The organism is Caulobacter sp. SLTY, from assembly GCF_009905535.1.
Taxonomy (GTDB): Bacteria; Pseudomonadota; Alphaproteobacteria; order Caulobacterales; family Caulobacteraceae; genus Caulobacter.
This window is the reverse complement of sequence record NZ_JAAALA010000025.1, coordinates 1-16,297: the sequence shown is the minus strand read 5'-3', so window position 1 is coordinate 16,297 and position 16,297 is coordinate 1. Positions and strand designations below refer to the sequence as shown.

The 16,297-nt window shown below is 68.6% G+C and carries 20 protein-coding genes and 1 tRNA gene; 9 read left to right on the top strand and 12 right to left on the bottom strand.

Annotated features, from left to right (window positions below; all coding sequences use genetic code 11):
- Nucleotides 1-57 precede the first annotated feature (57 nt).
- Nucleotides 58-831 carry a tyrosine-protein phosphatase gene (locus GVN21_RS14420; protein ID WP_166575457.1) on the bottom strand — a complete coding sequence of 258 codons (774 nt, stop codon included), beginning with the start codon at nt 829-831 and terminating at the stop codon, nt 58-60.
- A gap of 99 nt (nt 832-930) precedes the next feature.
- Complete coding sequence (locus GVN21_RS14415) at nt 931-1,218, bottom strand: DUF1330 domain-containing protein (RefSeq protein ID WP_166575456.1); 288 nt, start codon at nt 1,216-1,218, stop codon at nt 931-933.
- Nucleotides 1,219-1,423: 205 nt separating this feature from the next.
- On the opposite strand from GVN21_RS14415, the gene GVN21_RS14410 reads away from it, so the two are divergent.
- Entirely contained in the window at nt 1,424-2,251 is an 828-nt protein-coding gene (locus GVN21_RS14410) for a ferredoxin--NADP reductase (RefSeq protein ID WP_166575455.1), read from the top strand.
- A 50-nt stretch (nt 2,252-2,301) separates the two neighbouring features.
- Nucleotides 2,302-3,507, top strand: a complete 1,206-nt coding sequence (gene glp / locus GVN21_RS14405) for a gephyrin-like molybdotransferase Glp (protein ID WP_346764269.1) — start codon at nt 2,302-2,304, stop codon at nt 3,505-3,507.
- Here glp and GVN21_RS14400 read toward each other — a convergent pair.
- The 6 genes from GVN21_RS14400 to GVN21_RS21390 form a co-directional block, all read right to left on the bottom strand.
- The gene (locus GVN21_RS14400; protein WP_166575454.1) at nt 3,504-4,064 is read right to left on the bottom strand and encodes a TspO/MBR family protein; all 561 of its coding nucleotides are present in this window, start codon (nt 4,062-4,064) and stop codon (nt 3,504-3,506) included. The two genes, glp and GVN21_RS14400, sit on opposite strands and share 4 nt — an antisense overlap.
- 77 nt (nt 4,065-4,141) lie before the next feature.
- Nucleotides 4,142-4,633, bottom strand: coding sequence for a bacterioferritin (gene bfr / locus GVN21_RS14395; RefSeq protein ID WP_166575453.1), 492 nt, complete (start codon nt 4,631-4,633; stop codon nt 4,142-4,144).
- A 150-nt stretch (nt 4,634-4,783) separates the two neighbouring features.
- The gene (locus tag GVN21_RS14390) at nt 4,784-4,969 is read right to left on the bottom strand and encodes a (2Fe-2S)-binding protein (protein ID WP_166575452.1); all 186 of its coding nucleotides are present in this window, start codon (nt 4,967-4,969) and stop codon (nt 4,784-4,786) included.
- Between the two features lie 112 nt (nt 4,970-5,081).
- Nucleotides 5,082-5,405: a hypothetical protein gene (locus GVN21_RS14385; RefSeq protein ID WP_166575451.1), complete on the bottom strand. Its 324-nt coding sequence runs from the start codon at nt 5,403-5,405 to the stop codon at nt 5,082-5,084.
- Between the two features lie 113 nt (nt 5,406-5,518).
- On the bottom strand, nt 5,519-6,775 hold the full coding sequence (locus GVN21_RS14380) for an acyl-CoA dehydrogenase (protein ID WP_166575450.1): 1,257 nt from the start codon (nt 6,773-6,775) through the stop codon (nt 5,519-5,521).
- Nucleotides 6,776-6,790: 15 nt separating this feature from the next.
- Nucleotides 6,791-7,915: an acyl-CoA dehydrogenase family protein gene (locus GVN21_RS21390; protein WP_166575449.1), complete on the bottom strand. Its 1,125-nt coding sequence runs from the start codon at nt 7,913-7,915 to the stop codon at nt 6,791-6,793.
- A gap of 91 nt (nt 7,916-8,006) precedes the next feature.
- On the opposite strand from GVN21_RS21390, the gene thiE reads away from it, so the two are divergent.
- On the top strand, nt 8,007-8,633 hold the full coding sequence (gene thiE, locus GVN21_RS14370) for a thiamine phosphate synthase (protein WP_166575448.1): 627 nt from the start codon (nt 8,007-8,009) through the stop codon (nt 8,631-8,633).
- A 277-nt stretch (nt 8,634-8,910) separates the two neighbouring features.
- On the top strand, nt 8,911-9,711 hold the full coding sequence (locus tag GVN21_RS14365) for an inositol monophosphatase family protein (protein ID WP_166575447.1): 801 nt from the start codon (nt 8,911-8,913) through the stop codon (nt 9,709-9,711).
- A gap of 90 nt (nt 9,712-9,801) precedes the next feature.
- On the opposite strand, the gene nusG is transcribed toward GVN21_RS14365, so the two are convergent.
- The 3 genes from nusG to GVN21_RS14350 form a co-directional block, all read right to left on the bottom strand.
- Nucleotides 9,802-10,368, bottom strand: coding sequence for a transcription termination/antitermination protein NusG (nusG, locus tag GVN21_RS14360; protein ID WP_166575446.1), 567 nt, complete (start codon nt 10,366-10,368; stop codon nt 9,802-9,804).
- 6 nt (nt 10,369-10,374) lie between these two features.
- Entirely contained in the window at nt 10,375-10,680 is a 306-nt protein-coding gene (secE, locus tag GVN21_RS14355) for a preprotein translocase subunit SecE (protein WP_166575445.1), read from the bottom strand.
- Between the two features lie 64 nt (nt 10,681-10,744).
- Nucleotides 10,745-10,820, bottom strand: a tRNA-Trp gene (locus GVN21_RS14350).
- A 390-nt stretch (nt 10,821-11,210) separates the two neighbouring features.
- On the opposite strand from GVN21_RS14350, the gene argB reads away from it, so the two are divergent.
- The 4 genes from argB (at nt 11,211) to GVN21_RS14330 (ending at nt 14,454) form a co-directional block, all read left to right on the top strand.
- Nucleotides 11,211-12,125, top strand: coding sequence for an acetylglutamate kinase (gene argB, locus GVN21_RS14345; RefSeq protein WP_166575444.1), 915 nt, complete (start codon nt 11,211-11,213; stop codon nt 12,123-12,125).
- Nucleotides 12,122-12,790, top strand: coding sequence for a pyrimidine 5'-nucleotidase (locus GVN21_RS14340; protein WP_166575443.1), 669 nt, complete (start codon nt 12,122-12,124; stop codon nt 12,788-12,790). Before argB ends, GVN21_RS14340 begins: the two co-directional genes overlap by 4 nt.
- Complete coding sequence (gene dapD / locus GVN21_RS14335) at nt 12,787-13,635, top strand: 2,3,4,5-tetrahydropyridine-2,6-dicarboxylate N-succinyltransferase (protein WP_166575442.1); 849 nt, start codon at nt 12,787-12,789, stop codon at nt 13,633-13,635. The genes GVN21_RS14340 and dapD overlap by 4 nt, the downstream gene beginning before the upstream one ends.
- 69 nt (nt 13,636-13,704) lie before the next feature.
- Nucleotides 13,705-14,454, top strand: coding sequence for an SH3 domain-containing protein (locus GVN21_RS14330; protein WP_166575441.1), 750 nt, complete (start codon nt 13,705-13,707; stop codon nt 14,452-14,454).
- Here GVN21_RS14330 and GVN21_RS14325 read toward each other — a convergent pair.
- Nucleotides 14,451-14,915, bottom strand: a complete 465-nt coding sequence (locus GVN21_RS14325; protein ID WP_166575440.1) for a cupin domain-containing protein — start codon at nt 14,913-14,915, stop codon at nt 14,451-14,453. The genes GVN21_RS14330 and GVN21_RS14325 overlap by 4 nt on opposite strands.
- 52 nt (nt 14,916-14,967) lie before the next feature.
- On the opposite strand from GVN21_RS14325, the gene dapE reads away from it, so the two are divergent.
- A complete protein-coding gene (gene dapE, locus GVN21_RS14320; RefSeq protein WP_166575439.1) occupies nt 14,968-16,122 on the top strand; it encodes a succinyl-diaminopimelate desuccinylase in 1,155 nt (384 codons plus the stop codon).
- Nucleotides 16,123-16,297 lie beyond the last annotated feature (175 nt).

The window sequence follows — 16,297 nt, the reverse complement described above, 5'->3', positions numbered from 1 at the left end:
TCAGGTTGGGCCGGAAATCAGCCAGTGGGAAGGGCCTTACCCGGCGTCAGCGCGCGATCAGACGAGGATGCGACGCTCCACCGCGGCCCGGCGGGCGTCGTCCACCCCCAGGACCTCACGCAGGTAGCCGTCGATCGAGCCGTGCTGGTCCTTCATCGCGGCGAAGGCGCGGTGCAGGTAGTCGGCCTCCACGCCCAGCGCGGTCCGCATCGCCGCCCGGTCCGGCGCCTTGCCGGTCAGCTCCTCGACATGGGCGGCCATCAGCGGGATGCGCCGCTCGAACCGCTCCTCGTCGTTGGTCAGCAGGTAGTCGGCCATGATGTCGTCGGGATGCACCCCGGCGATGTGATGGGTCAGGGCGCAGAGGATGCCGGTGCGATCCTTGCCCGCCGCGCAGTGCACCAGAGTGGCCCCCTCGGTGGCGCCCAGTCGGTCGAACCAGCGGCTGTAAGCGTCGACATGGCGCGGGTCGTGCGGCGCCCGGTCGTAGTAGGTCAGCATGTAGTCGCGCATGGTCTCGGAGGTGATGGTCCCCGAGGCCATGAACTTCTGCCAGGGATCCTCGCCGTCCTCGGGATGATCGTTGGCGATCACCTCGGCGGCGAAGTTCTTCCAGCGGCGAGACGGCGCCCGCTCGCGCTCGCCCGGCCGGCGCAGATCGACGATCAGCGACAGGCCGAGCGCGGCCAGGGCCTCGAGTTCCTCGTCAGAGGCCTCCGCCTGGTGGGCGGAGCGGAACAGCACGCCCTTCTTCATGTGGCGATGCGCCCCGGCATAGTCGCCGAAGTCGCGCAGGTTCTCGATGGTGTTGAAGGGCAGCTTGCGGGTCATGCCGCCGCTCCTAAGGCCTGGTCGTGACGAAAGCGAGACGGCTCATTTTCCCACCGCGCGTTTTGATCCGATAACCGGTTCCCACCTATCGGAACGCGCTCAAAGCCCCTGGACCAGGAAGACCCGGTAGTCGGCGCCCTTCAGCCGATGCGGCAGGGCCTCCTGATAGGCCGGGCTGTTGTACCAGGCCTTGGCCTCTTCCATGGTTGGGAAAGAGATCAGCACGGCCCCGTCGACCGGCTCGCCCTCGAGGGTCTCGGTGGCGCCATAGAAGGCCAGCGGGGTGAGGTTGTGTCCCGCGGCCGCGCCGGCGGCCTTCTGGCCATAGGTGGCCATTTCCTGGGGGTCGTTGATGCGGTCGCGAACGAAGACGGCGTAGACGGTCATGGGGTTTCCTCTGGGGCGTCTTTTGGGCTTGTTGGGACCACGCTACGGAGGCGCATCGACGGCGCCAAGTATGACGTGGCGGAACACGGAACCTCCATCTGGGCTGCAAGCCCCTTGAGGTTCCCTGCGTTGACACCCCCGCCCCCGGACGCCATGTGACAGGCCACACTCGCGCCTCCCCGCGCGTATAATGGACCCCCTTGCCATGACCGACGTCACTGACGCGCCGGCTCCCGCCTGGACCCCCTCCGCCGCCCAGCACCTGGAGCGCGTCCTGTGGGTCAAGCACTGGACCGACCGGCTGTTCAGCTTCGCCATCACCCGGCCGGATACCTTCCGGTTCCGCTCGGGTGAGTTCGTGATGATCGGCCTGCCGCCGGCGCCGGGCGAGACCAAGCCGATCCTGCGGGCCTATTCGATCGCCTCGCCCAGTTTTGCCGAGGAGCTGGAGTTCCTGTCGATCAAGGTCCAGGACGGCCCGCTGACGTCTCGCCTGCAGCACATCCAGGAGGGCGACGCCGTCCTGCTGGGCAAGAAGCCTACCGGGACCCTGGTGCTGGACGCGGTGCGGCCCGGCAAGCGCCTGTTCATGTTCGGCACCGGCACGGGCCTGGCGCCCTTCCTGTCGGTGGCGCGGGACCCGGACGCCTATTCCAATTTCGAGCAGGTCATAGTCGGCCACGGCGTGCGCGAAGTGAACGAGCTGGCCTATCGCGACCTGTTCACCAAGGACATCTTCGAAGACCCCCTGGTCGGCGAAGAGGCCCAGAAGCAGCTGGTCTACTATCCCACCGTCACCCGCGAGCCCTTCGAACGCCAGGGCAGGTTCACCGACCTGATCGCGTCCGGCAAGCTGTTCGCCGACCTGGGCCTCGACCAGGCGAAGTTCGACCGTGAGCACGATCGCATCATGCTCTGCGGCTCGATGGAGTTCATCAAGGACATGGCCGCGTTGATCGAGAGCCATGGCCTGGTGGAGGGCTCCAACGCCGAGCCGGGCGACTATGTGCTGGAGCGGGCGTTCGTCGGGTAGCCCACGGTTCAGGCTGGCGCCTGTCGGCAACTCATGGGAAACCCGAATCCGTGAGTTCGGTGTCCCCCCTGAAGAATCTCCCCGTCGAAGACGCCCGCGCCCGGATGCTGGCCGGAGCGGGGGTCCTGCGGCCCTCCTCCATTCCCCTGACCGTGGCCGACGGCGCGGTGCTGGCGCAGGACATCCTGGCCCAGCGCGACCAGCCCCCCTTCGACGCCTCGGCGATGGACGGCTGGGCCGTGCGTCGGACCGACGCCGGCGAAGGCGCGGTGCTGAGCATCGCGGGGGAGAGCGCCGCCGGACGCGGCCATGAACAGCGCCTGCAACCGGGCCAGGCCGTGCGCATCTTTACCGGAGCTCCGGTCCCCGCCGGCGCCGACCTGGTGGTCATCCAGGAGGAAGCGCAGCGAGACGGCGACGCCGTCCGGCTGACCCACCCGCCCGGCCAAGGCAGCCACATCCGCCCCGCCGGCGGCGACTTCCGCGCCGGCCAGATCCTGCTCCCGGCCGGCACGCGGCTGGACCCCTGGCGGCTGTCGCTGGTCGCCGCCGCCGGCTATGCCATGGTCCCGGTCGCCGACCGGCCGCGCGTCGCCATCCTGGCCACCGGCGAGGAGCTGGTTCCTCCCGGCGGCAGCCCCGGGCCGTTCCAGATCTACGAATCGGGCAGCGCGGGCCTGGCGCCCATGCTCACCCGCTGGGGCGCCATTCCCGTACGGCTGACCCCGGCCGGCGACGATCTCGCCGCCATACAGCGGGCCGTGAATGGCGCCGACGCCGACCTGGTGGTCACCATCGGCGGCGCCTCGGTCGGCGACTATGACCTGGTCAAGCCCGCCCTCGCCGGCCTGGGTCTGAAGCTGGCGGTCGAGACCGTCAATGTGCGCCCCGGCAAGCCGACCTGGTTCGGAACCCTGGGTGACGGCCGCCGCGTGCTCGGCCTGCCCGGCAACCCGGCCTCGGCCTTCGTCTGCGCCGAACTGTTCCTCAAGCCCCTGGTGCTGGCGCTGCAGGGCGCCGCCGCCGGCCCGGCCATCGAGACGGCCCGCCTGGCCCAGCCGCTGGCCGCCAACGGCCCGCGCGAGCACTGGATGCGGGCGGTGCGCACCCCGGACGGCGTCCGCGCCCTGCCCGACCAGGACAGCTCCCTGGTCACCGTCTTCGCGGCGGCGGACGCGCTGCTGCGACGCGCGGCGCATGCGCCGGCGGTGGAGGCCGGTGGGATGGTCGAGATTTTGCGGTTGGATCGGGCCTAATGCACCGTCGGCCGGTGCTCGCCGGGCACGCGCCGGTCCCACTGGTCCCTCAGCAGGTTGGCGATACCCATCCAGCCGGCCGTCGGCGCCGCGACCGCGCCGGGCGGCGGCTGCACCTTGCTGGCATGGTAGGCATAGACCGCGCCCGCGCCGACAGACGCAACGGCGGCCGCCACACGTCCGCCGACCCGCTTGGGTCCCAGCGCCATCCAGGTGGCCGAGAACGCCTGCACCAGACCCCACAGGGTCAGGGCGCGCGTCCGGGTGGCGCCCTGCGGCGCGTTCCAGACCCGCAGGCCGGAGATGGTCAGGGCGGTGAACATGGAGGGCCAGATCACCGCGAAGGCGGCCTTCGGCGGGCTGGACACCGGGCCTTGCGCCTCGGCGTAGTCGCTGAGCAACTGGGGCTCGTCGTCATTCCGCTTGCGGCTGGCGATCACCTCGGCCGCGGCCACGGCCCCGGCCGCCAGCAGCACCCCGAGCAGCACATGGCCGGCGGTGGACACCGGCTTGGCGTGGACCTCTTCCATCCCCTCGGGGCCCATCTCGTAGCGCATGCGTCATCTCCCTCTTGCGGGGCCACAGTCGTCTGGCAAACGCGGCGCGATTGAGGCGGTTCCGATCCCGCGTTGGATCAGTGGCCGCCCTCGCCCTGCAGCTCGCCCATGGCGCTTTGCAGGTAGTTCTGTTCGCCCAGCTGCCGGACCAGGTCGAGCTGGGTTTCGAGGAAGTCGATGTGATCCTCGGTGTCACTGAGAATTTCGACCAGCAGTTCGCGGCTGACGTAGTCGAGGGCTTCCTCGCAGGCCTTCACGCCGGGAATCAGCGTCTCGCGACCGCCCTTTTCCACGGCGAGGTCGGCGGCCAGGCCCTCGGGCACGGTCTCGCCGATCTTCAGTTTGTGCAGGTCCTGCAGGTTGGGCAGGCCGTCGAGGAAGAGGATGCGCTTGATCAGTTTGTCGGCGTGCTTCATCTCGCCGATCGATTCGTCGTAGGTGATCTGGCCCAGCCGGTTGAGACCCCAGTGCTGGTACATCCGGGCATGCAGGAAGTACTGGTTGACCGCGGTCAGCTCGTTGGTCAGCACCGCATTCAGGATGCGGATGATCGCCGGGTCGCCCTTCATGGCCTTCTCCTCAAGACTGTAGAGGTTGTGTTGAACCCGGTTTGGGCGCCCTCGCAACCCAAATCCGTGCGAACGTTTCTCGCTTGCACGACTATTTGCGCGAATGCCTCGCGACTACAGTAAAGGCGTGAGAATGAGCCTCAACTACGCCTATTCGGCGGCGTAGCGCAGCGCCTCGCGGCTCTCATCGATCATCTGGCGCATCTCGCAGACGCACTTCGCGCACTGGGGTTGGCAGGCCTGGCTGCGGAAGATTTCTGCCGGGCGGGACGCGCCCGCGGCGATCGCCTGGCGCACGTCCCGTTCGCGGATGCCGTTACAGTTGCAGACGTACACTTGGAGCCCGAACCCCAGTTGAGAACGATTGTCGTTCTCTAGCCCATCCCGAACGCCTTTGCAACGCGTTCGCAATAGCTATCAACAGCGGATCGGCCAGCCCCGACGGCAGCTAGCCCGTGGGGCCTTCCCAGACCACCATCGGCGGATTGTGGTGTTTCACCAGGCTCTCCAGCTCCAGCGCGCGCGTGGCGCCCGCGACGTTGAGCCGGATATAGAGCGCCTCCGCGCCATGCTCGCGAACCGCGGCCTCCCAGGCGACGCCGGCGGTCATCAGGCTGTTGGTGGCGCCGCAGGCGACCACCTCGGGCGTATCGCCGCTCATCTTGATGCACACGAAGTTGCCGGCCATGGCCGGCAGGGGCGCCGCGTCGGAGCGCAGGCGAAAGCGGAGGGCGGAGCCTGAGGCTCCCTGAAGTTCGATATATTCGTTCACCGTCGTCCCTTAATCCCCGACGGTCCGCACCGCCAGCCGCATTTCTACGGACGACGGGCTGACCGTCCGGGAGACCCGAGGCAAAACCCGCCCCAGGCCCCCAGGACAGCGCCTCAGGCTCGACCGCTGGTCGGGATGTCCTTGAAGGCCACATCCTTGTCGACGCGGATGTCGCCGGGCAGGCCCAGGACGCGCTCGGCAATGATGTTGCGCAGGATCTCGTCCGTGCCGCCCTCAACGCGAGTTGCGGGCGACCTCAGCAGCATGGCCTGGAAGCGGCTGGAGGCCTCGGTCTGGTCCGGGCCGTTGATCACCCCGGCCTGGCCCTGCAGGTCCAGTGCGAACATCGCCAGGTCCTGCATGGTGGCGCCGGCGACCAGCTTGCCGATGCTGTTTTCCGGCCCTGGGGTCTCGCCCTTGGACAGCGCGCTGATCGCCCGCATGCCGGTGTACTTCAGCCCCGAGGCTTTGACCGCATACTGGGCCAGGCGTGAGCGGACGGCCGCGTCATCGATGGCCGGTCCGTCCTGGGTCTGCAGGCTCATGCAGTAGTCGAACAGCTCGGGGAAGCCCGTGGGCATGCCCGAACCGATCGACAGTCGCTCGTTCATCAGGGTGGTCAGCGACACCGTCCAGCCCTGGCCCACCGCGCCCAGGCGCTGGTTGTCGGGGATGCGCACGTCGGTGAAGTAGACCTCGTTGAAGCCGCTTTGCCCGTTGGCCTGCTTGATCGGCCGCACCTCGACGCCGGGCGACTTCATGTCCAGCCAGAACATGGTCAGCCCCTTGTGCTTGGGCACGTTGGGGTCGGTGCGGGTGATCAGGATGCCGTAGTCGCTGTGCTGGGCCCCGCTGGTCCAGATCTTCTGGCCGTTGATGATCCAGTCGCCGGAACCGTCGCTCGCCTGCTCGGCGCGGGTGCGCAGGCCGGCCAGATCCGACCCGCCGGCCGGCTCGCTGAACAGCTGGCACCAGATGTGCTCGCCGCTGGCCATGGTCGGCAGCAGCTGGCGCTTGTGCTCCTCGCTGGCCCAGGCCATCAGGGTGGGGCCGCACATGCCGTGGCCGATGATGAAGGTGCCGGAAAGGGCGCCGAACACCCCCTCCTCCTGGCCCCAGATCACCCGCTCGATGGGCGAAGCGCCGCGACCACCGTACTCCTGGGGCCAGTGCAGGCAGGCCCAGCCGGCCTCGGCCTTTTTCTTCTGCCAGGCCTTGGACAACTGCAGCGGATCGCGGTTGCCCACGTTGACGCCGGCAAAGCCGCTCTTCTTCAGGTCCGCCTCCAGCTCCTTGGGGGCGTTGGCCTCGATCCAGGCGCGGGCGACGGCGCGGAATTCGGCTTCCTGGGGGGTGTCGTCGAAGTTCATGTCTGTCTCTCCCAATCAGGCCGCGGCCGGGGATTCGTTACGATTGCGCAGGCGATCGATCAGCAGGTCCTCCCAGGTCGACTTCGACCCGAGCGACAAGGCCAATGCGTTCGAGCGGCGGTAGTAGAGGTGGCAGTCGAAGGCCCAGGTGAAGCCCATGCCGCCATGCACTTGGATGTTGTTCTTGGCGCAGTGCTGGAAGGCGTCGGTCGCCGACACCCGCGCCGTGGCCGCCGCGACGGGCAGCTCCGGAGAGCCGGTCGAGAGGGCCCAGGCGCCATAGTAGGCGTTGGACCGGGCCAGGGTGGCGGCCACATACATGTCGGCCAGCATGTGCTTCACCGCCTGGAAGCTGCCGATCTGCCGGCCGAAGGCCATGCGGTCGAGGGCATAGTCTCGGCCCATCTCCAGCGCCCGGTCGGCCCCGCCGACCTGTTCGAAGGCGACCAGCACGGCGGCCCGGTCCATGACGTCGGCGGCGATCCGCCAGCCTTCGCCTGGGGAGCCCAGGGGCTCGGCCGGGGCGCCGTCGAAGACGATTCTGGCCTGGCTGCGGCTGGGGTCGATGCTGTCGACCACCTCGCGGCGGACGCCCGGCCCGGTCAGATCGACCAGGAACAGGCCCACCCGGCCGCCACTGCGGGCCACGACCACCGCCAGGTCGGCGACATCGCCGTCGGCCACGGGGACCTTGGTTCCGGAGAGCTTGCCGCCGCTGACGCTCGCATTGATGCCGGCCTCGGTCACCTTGCCGACGCCCTCGGGCAGGGCGAAGGTTCCGATGGCCTCACCCGACGCCAGCTTGGGCAGCCATTTCGCCTTCTGCGCGTCCGACCCCGCCGCCATCAGGAATTCGGCCGCCAGATAGATGGAGCTGGCCATCGGCACGGGCGCGACCACCCGGCCCAGTTCCTCGGCGATGACGCAGAGCTCCAGATGGCCCAGGCCGACGCCACCGTATTCCTCCGGAATGGCGGCGCCCAAAAAGCCCATCTCGGCCAGGCCCTTCCACAGGGCCTTGTCATAGGGCTCAGGCCCTTCCAGCACGGCCCGCACGGCGGTGCTGGGGCAGCGGTCGGCCAGGAAGCGCCTGGCCTCCTCGCGCAATTGCTTCTGCTCGTCGGAGAAGTCGAAATTCACCTGTGGCCTCCCGGAATTCTTTGCTTTCCGCGAACGTGAACCGGATCACGTTGGGGCAGTCAAAGGCCAAGCCATGCGCTAAACCGCCGCCATGACCGACTGCCGACTCTATCTGATCACCCCGCCCGTCCTCGACGACCTGGCCGCCTTCGGCCGCACCCTGGCCGAGGCGCTGGACGCCGGCGACGTGGCCGCCCTGCAGCTGCGCCTCAAGGATCAGCCGGAGGCGGTGATCGCCGCCGCCCATGATGTGATCGCCCCGCTCTGCCTGTCGCGGGAGGTGGCCCTGATCCTCAACGACGACCCGAAGCTGGCGGCGAAGCTCGGCTGCGACGGAGTCCACATCGGCCAGTCGGACATGGCCCTGGACCAGGCCCGCAAGATCATGGGCAAGACCGCGATGATCGGCGTCACCTGCCACGACAGCCGGCATCTGGCCATGGAGGCGGCCGAGGGCGGCGCCGACTACGTCGCCTTCGGCGCCTTCTACCCCACCGCGACCAAGGAGACGCTGTATCGGCCCGAGCCGGAGATCCTGACCATCTGGCAGGAGACCATGGAGATCCCCTGTGTCGCCATCGGGGGGATCACGGCGGAGAACGCTGGGCCGCTGGCGGCGGCGGGGGCGGACTTCGTGGCGGTCAGCGGCGGGGTCTGGGGACATCCCGATGGCCCTACCGCTGCGGTGAAGGCGATCAACGCGGCGATCTCGGGTTAATCACCGGCCACCGTAAACCCTCTCCCTCCCACGCCTGCGGCGCGGGTCCCTCCCTCTCCCTCGCGGGAGAGGGTTATGAGCGCCACCGTCTCTCCAATCGAGGAGGCCGACCCGATCAGGCCCTCTCCCGCGAGGGAGAGGGAGGGGCCCGCCGCGAAGCGGTGGGAGGGAGAGGGTTTACGGTGGTCAGGGATTATCCACCCAACCTTGCTATAGACTCCCCCCATCGCTAGGTTCCGCGACCTTTTTTCGAGACCCCAGTTTTCGAGACCCCGACATGCCCGCCACCTCTCCCCTGATCAACGTCATGACCGAAGCCGCCCGCAAGGCCGGCAAGGGCATGGCCCGCGACTTCGGCGAGGTCTCCGAGCTGCAGGTGTCCCGCAAGGGCTCGGCCAGCGACTTCGTGACCGCCGCCGACCTGAAGGCCGAGCAATTCCTGTTCGAAGCCCTGACCAAGGCGCGCCCCGGCTACAGCTTCATCGGCGAGGAGCGGGGCCTGATCGAGGGCACCGACAAGACCCACACCTGGATCGTCGACCCGCTGGACGGCACCACCAACTTCATCCACGCCATCCCCCACTTCGCCATCAACATCGCCCTGCAGCGCGAGGGCGAGGTGGTCGCGGCCGTGACCTACAACCCGATCACCGCCGACCTGTTCTGGGCCGAGAAGGGCAAGGGCGCCTGGCTGGGCTCGGAGCGGCGGCTGCGCGTCGCGGCTCGCAACCGGCTGGACGACGCCCTGCTGGCTACCGGCATCCCGTTCCTGGGCAAGCCCGGCCATGCCCAGTTCCTCAAGGAACTGCACCAGATCACCCAGAGGGTGGCGGGCGTGCGCCGCTACGGCGCCGCGGCGCTGGACCTGGCCTGGGTCGCCGCCGGCCGCTTTGACGGCTTCTGGGAGCGGGGGCTGAACAGCTGGGACGTGGCGGCGGGGATGCTGCTGGTCACCGAGGCCGGCGGCAAGGTCACCGACCTGGAGGGCGGGGAAAACGCCCTGGACGGCGGGACCATCCTGGCGGCCAACCTCGACCTGCACCCGCTGGTGCTGGAGCGGCTGAAGGCGGCGGCTTAGGGGGTCTGACACCCCCTCCCACTTCGACATGAAAAGGGCGGCCCCGGAGAACCGGAGCCGCCCCTGATTTCACGCGATGTGAAGCGGCCCTTAGACCACCTTCTCCACCTGGCTGTATTCCAGCTCGACCGGAGTAGCGCGGCCGAAGATCGAGACCGCCACGTGCAGGCGGGCGCGTTCCTCGTCGACCTGTTCGACGGCGCCGTTGAAGCTGGCGAAGGGGCCGTCGGTGACGCGGACCTGCTCGCCGATCTCGAAGGAGATGGTGGGCTTGGGACGCTCGGCGCCCTCGGCGGCCACGCCGATGATCCGCTCGACTTCCTTTTCCGACACCGGCATCGGCTTGGAGCCGCTGCCCAGGAAGCCGGTGACCTTCGGGGTGTTCTTGATGAGGTGGTAGGCCTCATCGGTCATTTCCATCTTCACCAGGACGTAGCCAGGGAAGAACTTGCGCTCGGCGTTGACCTTCCGGCCGCGGCGGATTTCCACCACGTCCTCGGTCGGCACCAGGATGTCGCTGAAGTACTCGTCCAGACCCTGGGCCTTGGCCTGATCGAGGATCGACTCCTTCACCTTCTTCTCGAAGTTGGAGTAGGCGTGGACGATGTACCACTTGTGGCGCGGGTTGGCGGGGCGCTCGGCGGCGGTGTCGGTCATCTGGGCTTACATTCCGGAGACGAATTCGAGGACCATCTTCACGCCGTTCGACAGGATCCAGTCGACCAGCAGGAAGAACAGCGACGCCATGATCACCATGATGAAGACCATGATCGAGGTGATCCAGGTCTCTTTCCAGCTGGTCCAGGTGATCTTGCGGGCCTCGGCGCGAACCTGACGGAAGAATTCCGGAATCGAGGTACGGGGCTTCTTCGGCTCGGCCGGCGCGTGACCGGCGGGCGCGGCGACCGCCGCAGCGCTCTTGGCGGCGCGGGACTTCATCGCGGCGAGGTTGCCAGGTTTCTTGGCCATGGACGGGTCTTGGAACTCTATTTCATGTTGCGGCGGCCCGAGCCTTGGACCGCCATGTGAAGAATGGCACGAGTGGCAGGACTCGAACCTGCGACTTTCGGTTTTGGAGACCGACGCTCTACCAGCTGAGCTACACTCGTTCGACAGACGGCTCGCACAGAAGACCAGGCCCCGGCGCGACCCCTTATCGGAGCCGGGCCGTTTAGCAGGCCGGCCGGTCCTCGGCAAGCATCCGACCCAACGCAGGTAGGAAGGGAGCGACACGCCCGCCAGTGCGTTTGCTGCAACACCTTCAGGAGATGCAGACGATGACCGCCCCGCGCCCGGATAACCGAGAAGTCGAGAACGAGAACCAGCGCCCCGCCGGCGACGGCCAACCGCCCCGCCCGGCGACAGAACCGGTGGGCTCGGAGGGCAGCTCCGATTCGCCGAAGACGCAGACCGATCCGGGCTCGGGCGAGCAGTAAGGGTGACATCCCCGCCCCCGTCCGCTATCGCACCCCGCGACTAGCAACGGGAGCCTGATGGCCTTGAGCGACAGCGTCGAAGAAGCCGGTTGGGCGACCGCCAAGACCCTGGCCGAGGCGCTGCCCTACATCCAGCGCTATGACCGCGAGAAGGTCGTCATCAAGTACGGCGGCCACGCGATGGGCGAGGAGCAGGTCGCCAAGCTGTTCGCAGCCGATGCGGTGCTGCTCAAGCTGCTGGGTGTGCTGCCGGTGGTCGTCCACGGCGGCGGGCCGCAGATCAGCGCCATGCTCGACCGGGCGGGGGTCAAGTCGACCTTCATCGACGGCCTGCGGGTCACCGACGCCCCGACCATGGAGGTCGCCGAGATGGTGCTGTCAGGCGCTATCAACAAGGAGATCGCCAGCTGGATCACCCAGGCCGGCGCCGAGGCCGACGTGCGCGGCGTGGGCCTGTCGGGCAAGGACGCCCGGCTGATCACCGTCACCAAGGCCCGGCGCACCAGGAAGGATCCGGGCAGCCAGCTGGAGCAGGTGGTGGACCTAGGCTTCGTCGGCGAGCCGCAGAAGGTCGATCCCCAGCTGCTCAATGCCCTGATCCACGCCGAGCAGGACTACATCCCGGTGGTGGCCCCGATCGGGGTGGCCAAGGACGGCCAGACCTACAACATCAACGCCGACACCGTGGCCGGGGCGATCGCCGGGGCGCTGGGCGCCAAGCGGATGCTGCTGCTGACCGATGTGAAGGGCGTGCTCGACAAGAACGGCGAGCTGATCCGCAAGCTGACGGTCGCCCAGGCCTTCGCCGCCATCGAGGACGGCACCGCCACCGGCGGCATGATCCCCAAGCTGGAGACCGCCATTGCCGCGGTCGACGCCGGGGTCGAGGCGGCGGTGATTCTCGACGGCCGCCGCCCCCACGCCATGCTGGTCGAGCTGTTCACCGAGCACGGCGCCGGGACCATGGTGACCAAGTGAGCGGCGCCGATCTCCGCCATATCGACACCTGGCTGTTCGACCTCGACAACACCCTCTACCCGGCCGAGACCGGCTTCATGAAGCTGATCGAGGTGCGGATGACCGACTTTGTCGAGCGCCGCACAGGCCTTCCGCGCGACGAGGCGCGCGCCCTTCAGAAGAAGTACTGGACCGAGCTGGGCACCACCCTGGCCGGACTGATGACGCACCATGACGTGGCGCCCGAGGAATTCCTCGACGAGGTCCACGACGTCAGCCTCGACCTGCTGGAGCCGGACGCCCGGCTGATCGCCGCGCTGGAGCGCCTGCCGGGCCGGCGGCTGATCTTCACCAACGGGTCCGGCCCGCATGCCGAGCGCGTCCTCGAAAAGCTCGGCATCGCCGAGCTGATGGAGGACGTCTTTCACATCGCCTCGGCCGACTACCTGCCCAAGCCCGCCCGCTCGACCTTCGAAAAGATGAGCGCCGCCCTTCGCGTCGATCCGCGCGGCGCCGCCTTCTTCGAGGACAGCGAGAAGAACCTGGCCCCCGCCGCCGACCTCGGCATGACCACCATCCTGGTCGGGCTGAACGCCCCGGCCAACACCGCCCCCTTCGTCCACCACCGCACCGACGACCTGGCCGGCTTCCTCAGCTCGGCGAGGGTCAAGGAGACCGCCGCATGACCACCGTCACCGCCGCCGACCTGGCCCTGGAGATCGAAGCCGCCTGGGAGGCCCGCGACGCCCTAGGCCCCGACACCACCGGGCCGATGCGCACCGCCGTGGAGGAAGCCCTCCTCTGGCTGGACAGCGGCAAGGCGCGGGTGGCCGAGAAGGTCGGGGACGATTGGGTCACCCACCAATGGCTGAAGAAGGCGGTGCTGCTGTCCTTCCGCCTGAACCCCAACCGGGTCATGCGCGCCGCCGCCGTCGGCGAGGGCATGGGCCCCTGGTGGGACAAGGTGCCCAACAAGTTCCACGGCTGGGACGACCACCAGTTCGACGCCGCCGGCTTCCGCGCCGTGCCGGGCGCCATCGTGCGCAAGGGCGCGCATGTGGCCAAGAACGTCATCCTGATGCCCAGCTTCGTGAACATCGGCGCCTTTGTCGATGAAAGCACCATGGTCGACACCTGGGTCACCGTCGGGTCCTGCGCCCAGATCGGCAAGCGGGTGCACCTGTCGGGGGGCGTCGGCATCGGCGGGGTCCTGGAGCCCCTGCAGGCCAACCCGACCATCATCGAGGACGACTGCTTCATCGGCGCCCGCTCCGAGGTGGTCGAGGGGGTGGTGATCGGCCAGGGCAGCGTGCTGTCGATGGGCGTCTTCATCTCCGCCTCGACCAAGATCGTCGACCGCAAGACCGGCGAGGTCCACCGCGGCTATGTCCCGCCCTACAGCGTGGTGGTGCCGGGCTCCCTGCCCGACCCGCACGGGACCGGCCCGAGCCTGTACTGCGCGGTGATCGTCAAGACGGTGGACGCCCAGACCCGCAGCAAGACCAGCATCAACGATCTGCTGCGGGACTGATCCAAACCCTTGCGCCGTAAGGCGTTGCGTGGATTCCTTGACCCATATCGAGTTTTGGGGAGCGTTTTCATGCGGATCAAGATCATCATCGGCGGCCTGGCCGCCCTGGCCCTCTCGGCGGTGGCCGCCTCGGCCCAACGGGCGGAGGTGACCGGCGACTGGCGGGCCCAGCACGTCGGATCCAGCGGCAATGTCCAGACCTGCGACGTGGGCCTGACCACCCAGGACTGGTTCGGCGCCTACAAGGCCAGCAGCTTCGCCTGCTCGGGCGATCTGTTCGGCGTCGACCGCTACCGCATCGAGGGCGGCGAGGTGGTGCTGGTCCAGGGGATGAGCACGGTGAAGGCCCGCCTGCGGATGCGCGGCGACCGGCTGGTCGGGACCGACGCCAAGGGCCGCGAGGTGACCCTGACCCGCAAGGGCGCCCCACCCACCGTGCCGTCGCGTGGCGGCGGTGGCGGCAACAGCGGTGGCGGTTGGGATGACAGCCCGCGCGGCGGGGGCTGGGACGACGGCGGTGGTCAGTGCGTGCGCCACGGCGACTCCGACCGCTGCGCCACGGTTGCCGAGATGTCCCCGCCGCAGGTGCGGGTGATCACCCGGGCCAATCTGCGCAGCGCCGCCAACAAGGACGCCTCGGTGGTGACCGTGCTGAACAAGGGGACCTGTGCAGCCGTGCAGGAATGCCGCCAGCAGGGCGACCAGCTATGGTGCCGGGTGCAGGTCGAGGGCGCCACCGGCTACCTCCTCCAGATCAGCCGCAGCACGAGCAACCCCAACCAACGGGTGCTGGTGTTCAAGTCGGGCTGCCCCGACTAGTTGTTCGATGGATACGGCCGGCCGTCCCGATGGGTGTACCCGGGGCCGCCGGCCGGGCAGACCATGTCGATGTCGGAATAGACGGTCACGTCCAGCGGCTCGCGGCTGCCGACCTCCAGGACCACGGCCATCCGGTCCGAGCGGTTGACCAGTTGGTGTCCGTCCCCCGATCCGGCCTTGAAGCCGGCGCAGTCGCCCGCCTTCAGCACCGTTTCGCCCCCGTCCTCAACCAGCACCACCTCGCCCTCCAGCACGATGATGAACTCATCCTCCAGGCTGTGGTGGTGGCGCTGGCTGGACCAGACGCCGGGATCCAGCTCCAGCCGGTTCACCCCAAAGCCGGTGAGCCCGGCGGCATCGCCCAGGCGCCAGCGACGCCGGTCGCGGACCGGGCCGTCATGTGGCGGCGGATAGTCGGTCCCCTGGCGGAACGGCGCCTGAGACAGCTCGATCTTCGGCATGGCCGGGTTCCCTCGTTTGCTTCGCCAATCGCGCCAGCCTAAAGCGTTGGCCATGACCGCCGCCACCCTAGACGCCGTCGCCCTGACCCAGGCCCTGATCCGCCGCCCGTCGGTGACGCCGGCCGACGCGGGCGCCATGGACCTGATCCAACGCGAGCTGGAGGCGCTGGGTTTCGGCTGCCGCCGCATGAAGTTCGGCGAGATCGAGAACCTCTATGCCCGGCGCGGCACGGCGCGGCCCAACCTCTGTTTCGCCGGCCACACCGATGTCGTCCCGGTCGGCGACGAGGCGGCCTGGAGCCAGGATCCGTTCGCCGGGGACATCCGTGACGGGGTGCTGCTGGGCCGGGGGGCGGTGGACATGAAGAGCGCAATCGCCGCCTTCACCGCCGCCGTGGCCGCCGTGTTGGCGCGGGGCGAACCGAAGGGCAGCCTGAGCTTCCTGATCACCGGCGACGAGGAAGGCCTGGCTCTGGACGGCACCCGGAAGGTGGTCGAGGCCCTGCTGGCCGAGGGCGAGGCCATCGACCATTGCGTGGTCGGAGAGCCGACCTCGGCCCAGGCGCTGGGCGATATGGTCAAGATCGGCCGCAGGGGCAGCATCAACGCCTGGTTCACCGTCGAGGGAAAGCAGGGCCACGTGGCCTATCCGCAGCGGGCGGCCAACCCGATCCCGGTGCTGGTGCGGCTGTTGGGCCGGCTGCAGGACCGGGTGCTGGACGAGGGCTATCCGGAGTTCCAGCCCTCCAACCTGGAGGTCACCACCATCGACGTGGCCAATGCGGGAACCAACGTCATCCCGGCCAGGGCCACGGCGCGGGTCAACATCCGCTTCAACCCCGGCCACCAGGGCGCCGACCTGGCCGCCTGGTTCGAGGAGGAATGCCGGCGGGCCAATGAGGAGTTCTCGGGGACGGTCAGCGTCCGCAGCATGATCAGCGGCGAGGCCTTCCTGACCGAACAGGGGCCCTTCACCGAGGTGATCGCCGAGGCCGTGCGCGAGACCACCGGCCGCGAGCCGGACCTCTCCACCACCGGCGGCACCAGTGACGCGCGGTTCATCCGCTCGATCTGTCCGGTCGTGGAGTTCGGCCTGGTCGGGACCACCATGCATGCGGTCGACGAGCGGGCCCCTGTCGAGGAGATCGTCGGCCTCCAGCGGGTCTATGAGCGGATCATCGAGCGGTATTTCGAACGCTTCGCCTGATCGGCGAAACAATCCGGACCCTCACGCGCTACGCACCGGACGGCCGCAACGGCCATCAGTGTGTAAAGGACACGTCAATGGGCATCTTCGGCAATATTCTCGGCAAGATCTTCGGTCACAAGCCCAAGAAGGCCCCTGCCCCCGTACCCGCGCCTCAGTCCCAGCCGACCCCCAC